Source organism: Streptomyces sp. (genome assembly GCF_031181555.1).
Classification (GTDB): domain Bacteria; phylum Actinomycetota; class Actinomycetes; order Streptomycetales; family Streptomycetaceae; genus Streptomyces; species Streptomyces fimbriatus.
This window is the reverse complement of sequence record NZ_JAPSKQ010000150.1, coordinates 1-15,890: the sequence shown is the minus strand read 5'-3', so window position 1 is coordinate 15,890 and position 15,890 is coordinate 1. Positions and strand designations below refer to the sequence as shown.

14 protein-coding genes are annotated in these 15,890 nt (G+C 73.1%); 6 read left to right on the top strand and 8 right to left on the bottom strand.

All coding sequences use genetic code 11. The features are described 5' to 3' along the window. Window positions 1–317 precede the first annotated feature (317 nt). Both RIM90_RS24820 and RIM90_RS24815 read right to left on the bottom strand, forming a co-directional pair. Window positions 318–803, bottom strand: a complete 486-nt coding sequence (locus RIM90_RS24820) for a DUF2267 domain-containing protein (protein ID WP_309062978.1) — start codon at window positions 801–803, stop codon at window positions 318–320. A 119-nt stretch (window positions 804–922) separates the two neighbouring features. Next, window positions 923–1,345 (bottom strand): Hsp20/alpha crystallin family protein, encoded by a 423-nt coding sequence (locus RIM90_RS24815; RefSeq protein WP_309062979.1) that lies wholly within the window; start codon window positions 1,343–1,345, stop codon window positions 923–925. 221 nt (window positions 1,346–1,566) lie between these two features. Between RIM90_RS24815 and RIM90_RS24810 the strand changes: the two genes are divergently transcribed. Further along, window positions 1,567–1,869 carry a hypothetical protein gene (locus RIM90_RS24810; RefSeq protein WP_309062977.1) on the top strand — a complete coding sequence of 101 codons (303 nt, stop codon included), beginning with the start codon at window positions 1,567–1,569 and terminating at the stop codon, window positions 1,867–1,869. 76 nt (window positions 1,870–1,945) lie between these two features. On the opposite strand, the gene RIM90_RS24805 is transcribed toward RIM90_RS24810, so the two are convergent. Both RIM90_RS24805 and RIM90_RS24800 read right to left on the bottom strand, forming a co-directional pair. Then, window positions 1,946–3,490 carry an MFS transporter gene (locus RIM90_RS24805; protein WP_309062976.1) on the bottom strand — a complete coding sequence of 515 codons (1,545 nt, stop codon included), beginning with the start codon at window positions 3,488–3,490 and terminating at the stop codon, window positions 1,946–1,948. Window positions 3,491–3,587: 97 nt separating this feature from the next. Then, window positions 3,588–4,946, bottom strand: a complete 1,359-nt coding sequence (locus RIM90_RS24800) for a DUF445 domain-containing protein (RefSeq protein WP_309062975.1) — start codon at window positions 4,944–4,946, stop codon at window positions 3,588–3,590. 194 nt (window positions 4,947–5,140) lie between these two features. Here RIM90_RS24800 and RIM90_RS24795 point away from each other — a divergent pair, with 194 nt between their 5' ends. The 4 genes from RIM90_RS24795 (at window position 5,141) to RIM90_RS24780 (ending at window position 11,522) form a co-directional block, all read left to right on the top strand. Then, window positions 5,141–6,508 (top strand): SGNH/GDSL hydrolase family protein, encoded by a 1,368-nt coding sequence (locus tag RIM90_RS24795; RefSeq protein ID WP_309062974.1) that lies wholly within the window; start codon window positions 5,141–5,143, stop codon window positions 6,506–6,508. A 298-nt stretch (window positions 6,509–6,806) separates the two neighbouring features. After that, window positions 6,807–6,965 carry a class II lantibiotic LanA gene (locus RIM90_RS24790; RefSeq protein ID WP_309062973.1) on the top strand — a complete coding sequence of 53 codons (159 nt, stop codon included), beginning with the start codon at window positions 6,807–6,809 and terminating at the stop codon, window positions 6,963–6,965. Between the two features lie 160 nt (window positions 6,966–7,125). Continuing rightward, window positions 7,126–10,206: a lantibiotic dehydratase gene (locus RIM90_RS24785; RefSeq protein WP_309062972.1), complete on the top strand. Its 3,081-nt coding sequence runs from the start codon at window positions 7,126–7,128 to the stop codon at window positions 10,204–10,206. Next, the gene (locus RIM90_RS24780; RefSeq protein ID WP_309062971.1) at window positions 10,203–11,522 is read left to right on the top strand and encodes a lanthionine synthetase C family protein; all 1,320 of its coding nucleotides are present in this window, start codon (window positions 10,203–10,205) and stop codon (window positions 11,520–11,522) included. Before RIM90_RS24785 ends, RIM90_RS24780 begins: the two co-directional genes overlap by 4 nt. A gap of 35 nt (window positions 11,523–11,557) precedes the next feature. Here the strand turns inward: RIM90_RS24780 and RIM90_RS24775 are convergent, their stop codons facing one another. The 4 genes from RIM90_RS24775 to RIM90_RS24760 form a co-directional block, all read right to left on the bottom strand. Next, window positions 11,558–12,358, bottom strand: a complete 801-nt coding sequence (locus tag RIM90_RS24775; RefSeq protein ID WP_309062970.1) for a DUF1707 domain-containing protein — start codon at window positions 12,356–12,358, stop codon at window positions 11,558–11,560. A gap of 93 nt (window positions 12,359–12,451) precedes the next feature. After that, a complete protein-coding gene (locus tag RIM90_RS24770) occupies window positions 12,452–13,465 on the bottom strand; it encodes an ATP-binding cassette domain-containing protein (RefSeq protein ID WP_309062969.1) in 1,014 nt (337 codons plus the stop codon). A gap of 3 nt (window positions 13,466–13,468) precedes the next feature. Then, window positions 13,469–14,233: an ABC transporter permease gene (locus RIM90_RS24765; protein ID WP_375165539.1), complete on the bottom strand. Its 765-nt coding sequence runs from the start codon at window positions 14,231–14,233 to the stop codon at window positions 13,469–13,471. Window positions 14,234–14,282: 49 nt separating this feature from the next. Further along, window positions 14,283–15,083 (bottom strand): ABC-2 family transporter protein, encoded by an 801-nt coding sequence (locus RIM90_RS24760; protein WP_309062967.1) that lies wholly within the window; start codon window positions 15,081–15,083, stop codon window positions 14,283–14,285. Window positions 15,084–15,341: 258 nt separating this feature from the next. Between RIM90_RS24760 and RIM90_RS24755 the strand changes: the two genes are divergently transcribed. Further along, a partial coding sequence (locus RIM90_RS24755; protein WP_309062966.1) for a biosynthetic peptidoglycan transglycosylase occupies window positions 15,342–15,890 on the top strand: 549 nt, incomplete at its 3' end.

The following is a 15,890-nucleotide window of genomic DNA, read 5'->3' as shown; positions in this document are numbered from 1 at the left end:
CGAGGCGAGGTCGTAGGGATCGCCCGTGCAGTCGAAGGTGATGTGGCGGATGGTGGGGTTCAACGGTCCTCCGGAGGCGGCCGGCCGGGGAAGCAGTGGGATGCGCTGTGATGCGCTGTGATGCGCTGTGATGCGCTCACAGGATCTCCTGGGAACAGGAGGCGCGTCGAACCATTTGCCGGGTGGGGCGGTCCCACCGCGCCGGCCCTCGTCCTCGCCCGCCGCGGCGGGCGGGGACGAGGGCACCGGCACGGGAGCGGCCCCGGGCGGGGACCGGCGGGGCGGCTCCGGCGGGTGGGGAGGGGGTTCCGGGCCGGTTACTCCGCCGGGGCCAGTTCCGCCCGGCCGAAGAGCAGGGCGTAGCCCGGGGGCAGTTGGGCCAGGATGCGGGTCACCAGGGCGTCGCCGACCAGCGAGGGCAGGACGCTCAGGACCGAGCTGACGTCCCAGCGGGCCGTGGCCGGGGTCGCGCCCTCGATGCGGGCCGCCACCGAGTCGACGAACTCCGCGGCCGTCAGCTCGCGGGTCGCCGGGATCTGGGACGCGACCACTCTCGCCGCCTCCTCGGGCAGGGCGCGGGCCAGGTCGACGCGTTCGTCGCCGACGACGTGGCCGCCGAGGGCGGAGAGGACGATGCGGGTGACGCTCTCCGCCTCCGCCCGCGTCGGGTACTGGCCCGACTCCCGTACGGCGTCGACCAGTTCGCGCCAGTCGAGACCCGGGGACGGGGACGGGGGCGCCTCGGCCGGAATGCCCTCTTCCGGGGTCAAGAGTGCGGGCTTCTGCGGCGTCAGCGTGCTCATCTGGGGCTCCTCTCCTTCTCCGGTTCTCCGGGGCCTCCGTCGCCCTCCGCGTCGGACGGGCATGGGGGCGCGCCCCGCGGGCGGCCGGTGTCCGCGGGACGCGTGGTGTGCGTGCGGGGTCAGCTGCTGATCTGCTTGCGGCTGTCGCCGCCGGTGATCTGGATGCGGCGCGGCTTGGCCTGTTCGGCCACCGGAATGCGCAGGGTCAGGACGCCGGCGTCGTACGACGCGTCGATGCGTTCCGTGTCCAGGGTCTCGCCGAGGAACAGCTGGCGGGTGAAGGTGCCGGTGGGACGTTCGGCGGCCACCATCTCCGCGTCCTCGGGAGCCGGGGAGCGGCGCTCGGCGCGCACGTTGAGGACGTTGCGCTCGACGTCCAGCTCGATCGTCTCGGGGTCGATGCCGGGAAGGTCGAAGTGGACGATGAAGTCGTCCCCCGACCGGTAGGCGTCCATCGGCATCGCCGACGGGCGGGCGGTCGTGCCGAAGACCTGCTGCGCGAGCCGGTCGAATTCGCGGAACGGATCGGTGCGCATGAGCATCACGGTTCCACTCCTCTCTTGCGGCGCATTCCGTGCGATGCCCTACGGTCGATTTCTTATATAACTCCGGAGAGGAAAGTTGACAACCCCCGACTCACCCCGGCTGGTTCCCGGCTCGTCCCGGCTCGTCCGGGCCTGGTCGTCGGGGCCGCCGCCCGGGGCGTTAGCCTCGAAGTCCCGTGAGACCCCGCCCCCCGTGGGCGCAGTGCCAGGAGGCAGGCATGGCGAAGGTTCCGAGTTCCGTGGTGGCCGCGAGCGGACTCGTCGGCGGGTACGGCGTGGCCCGCTGGACGCGGAAGCGGCAGCTGGGCGGAGTCGTCCTCGCCACCGCCGGAGCCGCCGCCGCGCGGCAGTGGCGGGAGCGGGCCGGTGGGAAGGCCGCGGGGGCGCTGTCGGCCGCGTACGTCGCCGCGTTCGCCGGGTCGCATCCGCTGGCCAGGAAGGTGGGCGCGTGGCCCGCCGTGTTCGGGGCGGCGGGAGCCGTGGCGCTCGCCGCGTGGGCGGTCGCCGACCGGCGCGGCTGAGCCCCGTCCCGGGGGTCAGCCGGGCCCCGTCCCGGGCCCGGGGAGGGCGCCGGCCGGCCGTCCGGCCCTGCGCCGCCTACGCCGTCGCCGGGTCCGAACCCGTGCCGGTCCCCGTGCCCGTGCCCGCTCCCGTCCCCTGGCCCGTGCGCACCTCGCCCCGCGTCTTCGACGCGGCGGCGGTGAGCGGCCTGGCGATGTCCTCCAGGGACCGGCGTTCCGCCTTCACCGCGAGGAACGCGGCCACCAGGCCCGCCGCGCACATCAGGGCGGCACCGATCTGGAAGGCGAGGACGGTGTCCCCGACCTCGCCGGTGCCCGTGAGGTCGGCGAACAGCAGGGGGCCGCTGATGCCGCCGGCGGCGGTGCCGAGGGCGTAGAAGAAGGCGATGGACATCGCGCGCGTCTCCATGGGGAAGACCTCGGAGACGGTCAGGTACGCGCTGCTCGCGCCCGCCGAGGCGAAGAACAGCACGGCGCACCAGCAGGCCGTCAGGGTGGTCGCGTTCAGCGTGCCCCGGTCGAACAGCCAGGCCGTGCCGAAGAGGAGCAGGCCGGACATCAGGTACGTCCCGGAGATCATCACCCGGCGGCCGACCGTGTCGAACAGCTTGCCGAGCAGCAGCGGGCCCATGAAGTTGCCGAGCGCGATGACGGCGAAGTAGTAGCCGGTGTTCCCGGAGGGGACGTCGAAGAACGTGGTCAGGATCGCGCCGAAGCCGAAGGTGATGGCGTTGTAGAGGAACGCCTGGCCGATGAAGAGGGAGAAGCCGAGGACCGAGCGCTTGCGGTACTTGGCGAAGAGGGTGCGGGCGATCTCCGTGAAGGTGACGCTCTTGCGCTGGTGGATGGTCAGCTCGCCCTCCGCGCGGGGCAGCGGTTCGCCCTTCTCGGCCTCGATCCGCCGCTCGATGTCGCCGACGATGCGTTCCGCCTCCTCGTCGCGGCCGTGGATCAGCAGCCAGCGCGGGCTCTCGGGCACGTGCCGGCGGACCAGGAGGATCACCAGGGAGAGGACGGCGCCGAGGGCGAAGGTCAGCCGCCAGCCGACGTTCGCCGGGAAGATCGACGTGTTGAGCGCGACGATCGACAGCAGCGAGCCGCCGACCGCGCCCAGCCAGAAGCTGCCGTTGATCAGCAGGTCGACACGGCCCCGGTACTGTGCCGGGATCAGCTCGTCGATCGCGGAGTTGATGGCCGCGTACTCACCGCCGATGCCGAAGCCGGTGATGAAGCGGAAGAGGAAGAACCACCAGGTGTCGAAGGCGATCGCGGTCAGGGCGGTGGCGCCGAGGTAGACCGCGAGGGTGATCATGAAGAGTTTTTTCCGCCCCCAGATGTCGGTCAGGCGCCCCCAGAACAGGGCGCCCGAGCAGGCACCGGCCACGTAGAGGGCGGCGGCGATGCCGGTGACCTCGCCGGAGGTGATGGGCAGTCCGCTGCCGGGCTCGGACAGGCGGCTCGCGATGTTGCCGACGACCGTGACCTCCAGGCCGTCGAGGATCCACACGGTGCCGAGACCGATGACGATCGACCAGTGCCAGCGCGACCAGGGCAGGCGGTCGAGCCGTGCCGGAATGCTGGTGGTGATGGTGCGGCCGGTCCCGGCCTGCGCGGTGGTCATGGGCCCCCTCCTCGACGAAGTGAACGTCCGTCGGATGCCCCGGGGACGCGGTTCCACTCCCGGCCCCGCTCGTCCGCGCCCCCTCCCGCGCCCCCCGCTACGCCCCCAGCGCCCGCGACAGCGTGTAGATCAGCAGGCCGGCCAGGGAGCCGACGACCGTGCCGTTGATGCGGATGAACTGCAGGTCGCGGCCGATGTTGGCCTCGATCTTCTTGGTGGTGTGCTCGGCGTCCCAGCTCGCCACCGTGTCCGTGATCAGGGAGGTGATCTCCTTGCGGTAGGTGGTGACGACGTACACCGCGGCGCTCTCCAGCCAGCCGTCGACCTTGCCCTGCACCTTGGGGTCGGCCGCCATCCGGGCGCCCAGCGAGAGCAGCGAGGCGCGCACCCGCAGCCGCAGTTCGCTGCGCTCGTCCTCCGCCGCGGAGACGATCATGGACCGTACGGCGGTCCAGGCGGAGGCGATCAGGTCCTGCACCTCGTCGCGGCCGAGGATGTCGCCCTTGAGGCGTTCGATCCGGGCGCGGGTGTCGGTGTCGGACTGGAGGTCGGAGGCGAAGTCGGTGAGGAAGCGGTCGAGTGCGCCGCGCGCGGGGTGGGCGGGCATGTCGCGCATCTCGGCGCAGAAGCGCAGCAGTTCCTTGTAGACGCGCTCGCCGACCTTGCGGTCCACGAATCGGGGGGTCCAGCCGGGCGCGCCGCCCTGCACGGCGTCCATCACGGAGTCGCCGTGCAGCACCAGCCAGTCGTGCGCGCGGGTGACGATCAGGTCGACGGCCCGTTTGTGGCCGCCGTCGGCGACGATCTTCTCCAGCATCTTGCCCATGCCGGGCGCGATCTCCTGGGCGTCGGCGCGGCGCGTGATGGCCTCGCCGACCACCGCCTGGACGTCGGAGTCGCGCAGCACGGCCAGCGCGCCGCGCAGCGCCGCCGACAGTTCGGCGGTGACCCGGTCGGCGTGTTCGGGGACGGAGAGCCAGGCACCGAGCCGGCTGCCGATGCCGACGGCGCGCAGCCGCCCGCGCACGACGTCCTCGGAGAGGAAGTTCTCGCCGACGAAGTCGCCCAGGGAGACGCCGAGCTGGTCCTTCTTGGTGGGGATGATCGCGGTGTGCGGGATGGGCAGGCCGAGGGGACGGCGGAAGAGGGCGGTGACCGCGAACCAGTCGGCGAGCGCGCCGACCATGCCGGCCTCGGCCGCGGCGGCGACGTAGCCCGCCCAGGCGCCGGCGCCCTGGTGGGAGGCCCACTTGGCGAGGACGTAGACCAGGGCGACGAACAGCAGCAGTCCCGTGGCGGTGAGCTTCATCCGGCGCACCCCGCGCCGTTTCTCCTCGTCCGCGGGGCTGAACATCGTCATCGCGCGGTTCGTGGCGGCGCCGGGGCGGGCATGCTGCCCGTCGGCGTCCCGCTCTTCGGCTTCCGCCGCTTTCGTCCGTTCCATCCGCCGTCCCATCCGCTCCGCCCGTTCGGTGATCCCTCACACATTGTCCCTTCCTGACCGACTCCTGGAACGGAACAGGAGTTCCCGGCGTCTGTCCGGAGGGGGAACGCGCAGGGGGTCCCGGCGGCCCGCCCCCGCCCATGACGCATCATGGATCGATCGGATCGGAGCCTCGGGCTCCCACCTCCCGAGGAGAACAGAACAGCATGACCCGGGGTCGTGACGGGGGCGCGGGAATGCCTCCCGCCCAGCACCGCGCCCTGCTCGCCGCGATCATCGCCGCGATCGTGGCCCTTTCCGCCACCCTCTACGTCGGTGTGGCCTCCGACGGCGGCACGAGGAAGCGCGACGCCCTCGCCGGCGGACGCGCCCAGAACAACAACCCGGCCGCGCCCGCCTCCACCGGCACCTGGGTCGGCTCCTGGGCCACCTCCCCGGTCGGCGGCGAGCCCGGCACCGAGATGACCGGGCTCGCCGGCCGCTCGGTGCGCAACGTCGTCCACACCAGCGCCGGCGGTACGAGTGCCCGCGTCACGCTCTCCAATCTCTACGGCCAGTCACCGCTGACCGTCACCCACGCCTCGATCGCCGTCTCCGCGGACCCCGGCACGGCCACGGCGCTCGCCGGGACGATGCGGCCCCTCACCTTCACCGGCGCCCCGACGGTCGTCATCCCGGCCGGCGGGCAGGTGACGAGCGACGCCGTGCGCATCACCGTGCCGCAGGACGGGGACGTCCTGGTCACCACGTACTCCCCCACCGAGTCCGGGCCGGTCACCTACCACCCGCACGCGCGCCAGGTCTCCTACGTCGCCCACGGCGAGCACACCCGGGACACGACCGGGACGCCGTACACCGAGCGGAGCACCGTCTGGCGGTACCTGACGGCCCTGGACGTGCTGAGCAACGAGTCGGAGGGCACGGTCGTCGTCCTCGGCGACTCGCTCACCGACGGCATCACCTCCACCACCGGCGCCAACAACCGCTGGCCGGACGTCCTGTCCGACCGGCTGCGCGCCGCGCTGGAGGCCGGGCGGGACGTGCCGCGCCACAGCGTCGTCAACGGGGGCATCAGCGGCAACCAGATCCTCGCCGACGGCCTCGGCCGCCCCCCGGAGAACCCCAGCGGCCTGAACCGCTTCGGCCGCGACGTCCTGGGCCGCCCGAACGTCAGGGTCGTGGTCGTCGTCCTCGGCGTCAACGACATCCTGCGCCGGCCGGGCACCGCCGACCCGGACAGGATCGTCGCGGGGATGAACGCCCTCGTCGAACAGGCCCACGCGCGCGGGCTGAAGGTCGTCGGCGCGACGCTGATGCCCTTCGGCGGCCACCGCGGTCACACCGACGCGCGCGAGGCGGTACGGCAGCGGATCAACGCGGAGATCCGCGCGGGGCGCGTCTTCGACGCGGTCGTCGACTTCGACAAGGCGCTGCGCGACCCGTACGACCCGCGCCGTCTGCGCTCCGACTACGACTCCGGCGACCACCTCCACCCGAGCGACAGGGGGTACACGAGGATGGCCGAGGTCTTCGACCTGGACGACCTGAAGGGCGGGGCGCCGGCGGAGCTGTAGGCGTCCGAGGCGGCGGTGACGCGGCGTTCCGGCTCGATCATGGCGCGAAGGCACCGGCGGGCCGGAGGCTGATGAACCCTGCGCTCCGGCCCGGGGGGGCCGTGTGCCGGAAGGGAGGGCGGGGCCGTCCGGTGCTTCCCCGGCCGGCGGCGCGGGTCAGTGCTTTTCGGCCAACCCGTCGACGCGTGGGTGAAGTTGGATCATCGGTGAGCCTATGCTGCCGCGTGGTTCCACCAGAACCACACCGTTTTCGCCATGGTCGACTCGACACCGGCGAACCACAGAACGGAGGAGTGTTATGAGCACCAACCTTCTGCTGGAAGACACCACCGACCTCACGGAGCTGGACCTCGACGTCCAGATCTCCGAGACCGACGGCGAGGGCCCCGCCTTCGCGTCCGGTGGCTACACCTCGCCCAGCACCTACGGATCGCCCTGCAACCTCTGCTGCTGGTAGTCGTCCCGGCCGGCTCCACCGCCGGCCGGCGTCACTACGCATCCGCTCGGGCCGGGTCGGTGGCCCCGCCCGGGCGGGTCCTGCCGGGACAGGTGTCGAGGGGGAGGCGGAACACGTGCGGGACGACCGTTACACGCCGCAGGACTGCTTGTTCGTTCGCATGGCGACGATGCCCCGCGCGGGGGGTCCGCCCCTCGGCGACTCCGCCGAGCAGGTGCGCGAAGCCGCCTCGCACCCCTTGTTCCGCGAGGCCCTGCAGGTGGCCAGCGGCAGTCTCACCGAATCCCTCGACCGGCTCGACGCGGGAGCGGGCCTCGACGGCAAACGGCTGCGCCGCACGGCGCTGGCCCTCTCCCGCTACGCACTGCGGGCGCAGACCAGGCCCACGCCGTTCGGTCTCTTCGCCGGCGTGGCTCCGGCACGCGCGCAGGACACCACGAGGGTGGTGCTGTCCGGTCCCGGTCACAAGGCCGTACGGCTGGACGCGGCCTGGCTGACGCGACGCGTCACGCGGTGGCTCGCGCTTCCCGAGGTGCGGCGCGGCGTTCACGTCGTCCTGAGCGACCTGTGCCGGACACGGGGTGACCGGCTCGTCGTTCCCGGCGACGGACGTGAGGTCTCCGTCCGGGCCGGGGACCTGGTGAACTGGGTGCGCGAGCGAACGGCGCGGCCCGTCGCCTACGGCAAACTGCTGGAGGAGGCGTCCACCGCCTTTCCCCGCTTCGGTGCCGACCGGCTGGACGGCGCCCTGTTCGAGCTCGTGCGGCACGGTTTCCTGCTGACGTCCATCACGCCGCAGGACCTGGACGACGCGCTGTTCGACCGCGTCTCGGCGGCCGTTTCCGCGGTGCCCGGGGCCAGGGCCGAGGTCGAGTCCGTCCGCGCGGCCCTGGACGCCTACGCCGCGGCGGAGCCCGGCGCGGGCCACGCGGCGTGGCGCCGGCTCATGCACGTGACCGACCCGGAAGGGACCGAGCCCCGGCCGCCTGTCCACGTCGACCTCCGCATGGACGCCGACATCCGGATCTCACGGACCGTGACCGAGGAGGCGGCCCGCTACGCCTCCGCCATGTGGGAGCTCTCCGGGGACTGGCTCACGCACACCCACATGCGCGCCTACCGCGACCGGTTCCTGGAGGCGTACGGCACGACCGGCGTCGTCCCGCTGGGCCGGCTCGTCGATCCGCATCGCGGCATCGGCTTCCCGGCCGGCTACGGCGAGCGCGAGGATCCGGAGTCCGCGGGCAGGCGCGACGCCGAGCCGCTGCCCAAGTCCCGCCGCCTCCTCACGCACGACCTGGTGCAGGAGGCGCTGCTGAGCGGTGACGACGAGGTCCGGCTCACCCCCGGTCTCGTCGACGCGTTGGCCGCCGGCCGGACGACCGGCGAGGAGATCGCCCCGCCCAGGTCCCTGGAGCTGTGCCTGCAGCTGCTGGCCGAGAGCTGCCAGGCCGTCGACCGCGGCGACTTCCGGCTCGTCTCCCCCGCGTACATGGGCTCCTGGGTGGCCGGGGCCACCGTCGGCAGGTTCGCCCGGCTCACCGCCGTGGAGGGTGAGCTGGAGTCGCTGCTCACCGGGCTCGGCGACGCCAGGACGGTACCGGCCCAGGTGGTGTACCGGCCGTACACGGTGCGTGCGCTCAACATGGCTCAGGTCCCGCCCCTGCTGCCGTACCGGATCCCGGTGGGTGTCTACGCCGACCGGGGCGACCGGGGCACCCTGGACTGGCGTCGCCTCCTCGTCACGCCGGACGCGTCGGGGCTGCGGCTGGTCCTGCCGGACGACGGGCGCGAGGTCCTCCCCGTGGTGCCGCACATGCTCGCCCTCGAACGCGAGGCACCGCCCGTCGCCCGTCTGCTGGTGGACCTCGTCTTCGGCAGGGCCAGGACGTGGACGGGGTGGAACTGGTGCGGGCTGGAGGGGCTGCCCCATCTCCCGCGTGTGACGTACGGCCGCGTCACGGTCTCCCCCCGCCGCTGGATTCCCGACCGGCACCTGCGTGCGGCGGCCGGCGGCGGGTCCGGGTGGGACGGCGCCGTCGCCGCGTGGCGGGAGCGCTACCGCGTACCGGACGAGGTGAACCTCGCCCGGTGGGACCGTGCGTACCGGGTGGACCTCACGGACCGCTGGCACCGGGAGGTCTTCCGCCAGGAGGTCCGCGGGGGCGGCTCTCTGGCGATCATGGAGGACCTGACGGACGGAGGACGCGGGCTGGGCTGGACCGGCGGGCACTGCGCCGAGGTCGTCATTCCGCTCGCCCGGACCACGGCGCCGGACCGGCCCTCCCGTCCGTCCGGCGGCGACCCCCGGAGGACCGGTCACCGCAAGCCCGCCGGCGGGCCCCGCCCCCCGGCGTCCGCGCCCCGGCCCACGGACCACTCCCTCCGGCACCTGCCGGGTGAGGAGTGGCTCTACGCCAAGTTCTACGCGCAGCCGGACACGCACGACGAGTTGCTGCACACCTGCCTGCCCGCCCTGCTGGGACCGCTCGGGGACGAGCTGCGCAGCTGGCACTTCATCCGGTACCGCGACCCCGAACCCCACCTCCGCCTCCGACTGCACGCGGCGGCCGGCGTCCTGCGCACCACGGTCCTGCCCCGGCTCGCCGCGGTGAGCCGGAACTGGCAGGAGACCGGGGTGATCAGGACCATGGTCCTCGACACCTACCGGCCCGAGACCGACCGCTACGGCGGACCCGACGCCCTCCCCCACGCGGAGCGGATGTTCTGCGTGGACAGCCGGTCGGCGCTGGCCCAGATCGGCATGGTGGCCCGGGGCCGGCTGACCCTGCCCGCCCCGGTACTGGCGGCCGTCAACCACGCGCTGCTGCTGGAGTCGCTCGGCGACTGGGACTGGTCGGCGTGGATCAGCCGCGCTCTGCCCAAGGGGCCCGCCCACGCGGCCTACCGGCGCCACCGGGAGCAGGCCCTGTCGCTGATCGTGCCCGGCCGCACGGCCGAGAGCGCGGCCCGCGTACTGGGCGATCCCCTGGCCGACCTGTGGAGCAACACGCCCGAGACCGGGAAGTACGGCGCTCTGCTGCTGTCGGACGGGGGGCGGGCACCCGGGACCGCCCAGCACGCCGAGGCCGTCATGGCGCTGCTGCACATGCAGCACAACCGCCTGTTCGGTATCGACCGGGCGGGCGAGGACACCGGCTACGCCGTGCTGCGGGGCGTCGCCCGTGACCACCAGGGCCGTCTGGCCCACACCCGGCGTCCCCAGGAGGAGACCGGATGACCGTCCCCCGCCACGCGGACGCGGCGCGCGTGGTCGCCGCCCAGGTCTTCGACCGGCTGGCCGACCCCGAGGCCACCGCCGCCGACACCCGCATCCCGGGCACCACGCCGGTCGCCCCGCGCGAGCCCCTGTGGTCGGACCTGGCCCTCTCCAGCGGATTCCCCGGGGTGTCACTGGCGTTCACCGGCCGCGGCCGCCCCGGCCCCGAGGACGCCGCGCGAGCACACGCCTACCTCGCGCGGGCGATGCGGGCGATGGCCGCCACGGCCCACGCCCCGGCCGGCATCTACACCGGTCCGGGTGCCGTCGCCCTCGCCGTGCTCGTCGCCCACCGCGCCACCGGCGGTTACCGCTCGGCCCTCGACCGGCTCGACGACCACCAGCGCCGGCTGGTCCGCCGCGCGCTGCCCGAGGTCCGGGACACCCCGACGACGACCAACGGGGAGTTCGAAGTGGTCCGCGGCATGAGCGGCGTCGGCCGCTACCTGCTGGCCCGCCGGGAGCGGTGCGACGAGGAACTGGGTCTCGTCCTCACCTATCTGACCCGCATGGCACACGGTGAGATCACCCACCGGGGCCTGCGGGTGCCCCACTGGTGGACGTGGGCGGCGCCCAAGCTGGGGCAGGAGGCCGAGATGCCCGACGGCCACCTGAACCTCGGACTCTCGCACGGCGTGGCGGGGCCGCTGGCCCTGCTGTCCCTGGCCTGGCGGCAGGGCGCCGTCGTGGACGGGCAGCGCGAGGCCATCGAACGGCTGGTCGGCCTCCTTCGGCGGTGGGCGTACGAGGGCGAGGACACCGGCGGCCCGGTCTGGCCCCCGCACGTGACCCTCGACGACTGGGCGGCCGGGCCCGGCGGCCCGGCGGCACCCCGCTGGCGCCCGTCCTGGTGCTACGGCGCCCCGGGGATCTCCCGCTCGATACAGCTCGCGGGGCAGGCCCTGGACCGCGCCGACTGGCTGCGGCTCGCCCACCGTTCCCTGCTGCCTCTGCTGGCCACCGATCCGGATACCTGGAACATCGACAACGCCCACCTGTGCCACGGATGGAGCGGGCTGATGCACCTGCTCGCCGTCCTGAACGAATCCATCGGCGACAAGCGCCTGTCCGACCTCGTCGACGACATGGCGGCCCGTACGCTCGCCGAGTTCCGTCCCGGGTACCGGTTCGGGTTCCGGGCCAGCCTCACGCAGATCGCGCAGGGCGCCGACGTCCCCGCGTTCCTGGAGGGCTCGACCGGAACGGCCCTCGCCCTGGACGCCTACGCGAAGGGCCGCACCACGACCGAATGGGACATGGCCATGCTCCTGGCCTGAGGGTCCCGGCCCGAGGACCGGGGCGGGTGCCGCGGTCAGCGGCCCCCGTCGTGCCGGCGCCCGCGCTCGCCGTGCTCCTCGGCGTGCCGGTCGGACAGGCCGTGCAGGTTCAGGCCCAGCGGGTCGTGGCGGGAGCCGTCCAGCTGGTGGCGGGCCGCCTTGCGCTCCAGCTTCTCGCGGCGGCGCTCCTCGCGCAGGCGCTGCTTCTCCGCGCGGGGCAGCTTGCGCTGGACGCCGACGCCGCCCCAGAAGGCGAAGCCGGTGACGATCACCCGCGGGGCGCCCGGCTCGCCCGGGACGCCCTCCTCCCGGTGGTCGAAGCCGCCCATGACCCCGACACCGCGCACGACGACCTCGACCCCGGGCGGCACGATGACGTCGATCCCGCCCATGACCGCCACGGCGTTGATCACGACCTCGCGGTCCGCGAAGTTCGCCTCGCGCAGATCGATCTCCCCGCCGCCCCAGAACGCGAAGCAGTTGAAGCGGCGCGGCGCCGTCCAGTGCCCCTTGCGCTGGAAGCCCGACATGACGGCCACCGCCCACGTCGACGTGTCCTCGTCGCCGCCGCCGACGATCCGGTCCGCCCAATTCCCGCCCCGCTCGGGGTCCTTGGTCAGGGAGACGGCGGGGACGGCCACGCCGTGGGCGGCCGGCAGGTCGCGGGTGATCGGCGCCAGTTCCCCGTACGTCCGCGCCTTGTACGTCGCGTCGAGCCGTTCCTCGAACTCCTCCATGTCCAGGCGCCCCTCCGCCAGGGCGTCCCGCAGGATGTCAACGACCCGCTCACGATCGGCGTCGGAGGCGCGGAGGTCCGGGGCTGCGTCGTCGGTCATACCCAGCAGCCTACGAGTTACCTCCACCGCACGGCTACGAGACCGCCCCGACCCCGGCACACGGCCGCGGGACCGCCCGGTCCCGGCACACCCCTACGGGACCGCCCGCCCGGCCCGCTCCGCGTACATCCTGGCGATCACCGCCTCGATGTCCGGCTCCCGCACCGACAGGTCGACCAGCGGATGGTCCGCCGCGATCCGCGCCACGAGCGGGGCCGCCGACTGGGACGCCGGGAACGCCAGCCACTGCCGCGGCCCCTCCACCCGCACCACCCGCGCGGGCGCCGGCGCGTCGATCGGCGGCAGCTCCCGCTCCAGGTCCACCACCAGCGTCCGCTCGCTCTCCCCCGCCTCGTGCAGCCCGGCGAGCGGACCGTCGTACATCAGCCGGCCGTGGTCGATGACCATCACCCGCGAGCACAACTGCTCGATGTCCTGGAGGTCGTGCGTGGTCAGCAGCACCGTCGTGGCCCGCTCGGCGTTCAACTCCCGCAGGAATTCCCGCACCCTGGTCTTGGAGACCACGTCCAGACCGATCGTCGGCTCGTCCAGGTACAGCACCTGCGGGTCGTGCAGCAGCGCCGCCGCGATGTCGCCGCGCATCCGCTGCCCCAGCGACAGCTGCCGCACCGGAACGTCCAACAGCTCGCCCAGGCCGAGGAGTTCGACCATCCGGTCGAGGTTCTCGCGGTACCGCGCGTCCGGGATGCGGTACATGCGGTGCACCAGCCGGTACGAGTCGATCAGCGGCAGGTCCCACCACAGCGTCGTCCGCTGCCCGAACACCACCCCGATACGGTGCGCGAGCCGCGTCCGCTCCCGGGAGGGGTCGATCCCCGCCACCCGGAGCCGGCCGCCGCTGGGCGTCAGGATCCCGGTGAGCATCTTGATCGTGGTCGACTTGCCCGCGCCGTTCGGCCCGATGTAGCCGACCATCTCGCCGCGCGCCACCGTGAAGGAGAGCGAGTCGACGGCCCGCACCCGCCGCCGCTCCCGCTTCAGGAACCCGGTCCTCTTCCGCACCTCGAAGACCTTCTCCACGCGGTCGAGCGAGATGAACCCGTCGTCACCGCCACCGCCGCCGCCCCTGTCCCTGCCGTCGTCCACCGGTCAACTCCCTGTACTCCGATACGAGCGAAGCCCCGTCCGCCACGCCAGACCCGCCAGTGCGCAGCACGCCACCGCCACCAGCGGCGACGCGAACGCCGCCCACCCCGGCAGTTCCAGCGGATACGGCCGCCCCAGCACATGGCTCGCGGGCAGCCAGTTGACGAAGGCGAGCGGCAGCACGAACGTCACCCCGCGCACCAGGTCCTGCCCGAACACCGTCGGCGGATACTGCAGCAGCGTCGTCCCCCCGTAGGTGAACGCGTTCTGCACCTCGGAGGCGTCCTGCGCCACGAACTGGAACGCCGCGCCCGCCACGAACACCGCGCAGAAGATCACCGCTCCGCTGACCAGCATCACCGGCATCAGCAGCAGCTTCGCCGCCGTCCAGTCGAGGTCCAGGGAGGCGAGCGCGTACCCCAGGACCAGCAGCCCCTGCAGCACGCGGGCCACCCGGCGCAGCGCGAAACGGTCCGCGGCGACCTGGGCCAGCACCGGCGCCGGCCGCACGAGCAGCATGTCCAGCGTGCCGTCACGCACCCGGCGCCCCAGCCGGTCCATCGAGCCCAGCGCCAGGTCGGCGACCCCGAAGGACGTGGCGGACAGGCCGTAGAGGAACGCCACCTCGGCCAGCGTGTACCCGGCGAGCGCGTCGATCTGCGAGAACATCAGCGCGATCCCGACGAAGTCGAGCCCGGTCACCAGCAGACCGCCGATCACGGTCATCACGAAGGACGCCCGGTAGGCCATCGTGGAACGGATCCACATCCCGGCGATCAGCCCGTAGGCGCGCAGCCCCTGGACCAGCCGGCCGTCCTCACCCACCCTGGACCACCACCCGCCGCGTCGCCGCCGACTGCAGCAGCCGCCCGGCCGCCAGCAGCGCCACCGCCCACGCCCCCTGCAGGACGTAGGTGGACAGCACCCCGGCCTCCCCCAGCAGCACGTCCGCGGGCCCCTGCAGCAGCGACGCCCACGGCAGGACGCGCACCACCTCGCCGAGCACCCCCGGGAACACGTTCAGCGGCAGCAGCATCCCCGAGCAGAACAGCCCGGCGATCATCATGATCTGCATCACACCCGTGCCGTCCAGCAGCCAGAACGCGCTCAGCGCCACCAGGTAGCGGATCGCGAAACTGACCACCATCGCCAAGGCCACCGCGACCAGGAACGCCAGCCACGTGAGCGCGTCACTCGGCAGCGCCACGGGGAACACCAGCACCCCGAAGAGGAACGGGACCACCCCCCGCCCCAGCAGCTGGAACAGCGACCGCCCCAGGTCGTTCGCCAGCCACCACAGCTGCAGATCGGCCGGCCGGTACAGGTCGATCGCGACCTCACCCGTACGGATGCGCTCCATCAGTTCGGTTTCGAACCCGCCGCCCTGGACCGCCAGCGTCGCGAACAGCGCCTGCCCCAGCCACACGTACGTGACGGCCTGCGGCTGCTCGTACCCGCCGAGACCCGGCCGGGCCTCCCACAGGGCCAGGTACGTGTACACCAGGATCAGCCCGAAGACGGTGTTGGTGAACACCCCCGCCGCGGTGGCCGCCCGGTACGTCGCGTACCGCCGGAAGCCCCCCACCGCGACGGCCAGGTACAACCGCCCCGCGCCCACGCCCGCACCCCTCCTCCCGCACCCGGCACCGAAGCGCAGGAGCCTAGTGGCCGCGGCGGACCGCCCGCCACGCATTTTCCGGCGCCCCGGGGGCACCGGAAGTCCGGCCGGACACAGGGCCATGCGTGTGACAAGGCACATGTGTGCGCGGCGCGCGCCGTGGACGGGGAACTGATCGCCGGATGCGACAGTCTTCAATAAGAGGAGCGCAGCAGGCGTACGCAACCGAACGAGGCGAAACAGGAGTCCGTGCACGACATGAGCGACGAGCCGCAGCCGCAGCAGCCCGGCCCGGGCTGGGCATCGAGAGAACCTCAGGCGGCCGACGCCCCGCAGCGCCCGGCGGGAGGCAAGGGCAAGGACCGGCGCACCGGACGGCGCAGACTGATCCCCACCTGGCGCATGACGCTCGGCACCCTCCTCGTCGGCGCCCTCCTGATCGTCGGCGGCCTCGTCCTCGGCTACACGCTCGTGCAGATCCCGCCCGCCAACGCCCTCGCCATCCAGCAGGCCAACGTCTACCTGTACGCCGACGGCACCGTCATCGCCCGCGACGGCGAGGTCAACCGGGAGAACGTCACCCTCGACCGGATCTCCGAGGACGCCCGGCACGCCGTCCTGGCCGCCGAGGACCGCGACTTCTACAGCGAGTCCGCGATCGACCCCCAGGCCATGGTCCGCGCCGCCTGGAACACCGCCACCGGCAAGGGCAAGCAGTCCGGCTCCACGATCACCCAGCAGTACGTGAAGAACTACTACCTGCGCCAGGAGCAGACCGTCACCCGCAAGGTGAAGGAGTTCTTCATC

Bases quoted from the DNA above. Each gene is read 5' to 3' on its own strand.
- RIM90_RS24775 (WP_309062970.1), bottom strand. From the start codon at position 12,358: ATGACCGACGACGCAGCCCCGGACCTCCGCGCCTCCGACGCCGATCGT.
- RIM90_RS24800 (WP_309062975.1), bottom strand. From the start codon at position 4,946: ATGGGACGGCGGATGGAACGGACGAAAGCGGCGGAAGCCGAAGAGCGG.
- RIM90_RS24765 (WP_375165539.1), bottom strand. From the start codon at position 14,233: ATGTGGATCCGTTCCACGATGGCCTACCGGGCGTCCTTCGTGATGACC.
- RIM90_RS24815 (WP_309062979.1), bottom strand. From the start codon at position 1,345: ATGCTCATGCGCACCGATCCGTTCCGCGAATTCGACCGGCTCGCGCAG.
- RIM90_RS24785 (WP_309062972.1), top strand. From the start codon at position 7,126: ATGGCGACGATGCCCCGCGCGGGGGGTCCGCCCCTCGGCGACTCCGCC.
- RIM90_RS24790 (WP_309062973.1), top strand. From the start codon at position 6,807: ATGAGCACCAACCTTCTGCTGGAAGACACCACCGACCTCACGGAGCTG.
- RIM90_RS24780 (WP_309062971.1), top strand. From the start codon at position 10,203: ATGACCGTCCCCCGCCACGCGGACGCGGCGCGCGTGGTCGCCGCCCAG.
- RIM90_RS24805 (WP_309062976.1), bottom strand. From the start codon at position 3,490: ATGACCACCGCGCAGGCCGGGACCGGCCGCACCATCACCACCAGCATT.
- RIM90_RS24820 (WP_309062978.1), bottom strand. From the start codon at position 803: ATGAGCACGCTGACGCCGCAGAAGCCCGCACTCTTGACCCCGGAAGAG.
- RIM90_RS24795 (WP_309062974.1), top strand. From the start codon at position 5,141: ATGACCCGGGGTCGTGACGGGGGCGCGGGAATGCCTCCCGCCCAGCAC.
- RIM90_RS24810 (WP_309062977.1), top strand. From the start codon at position 1,567: ATGGCGAAGGTTCCGAGTTCCGTGGTGGCCGCGAGCGGACTCGTCGGC.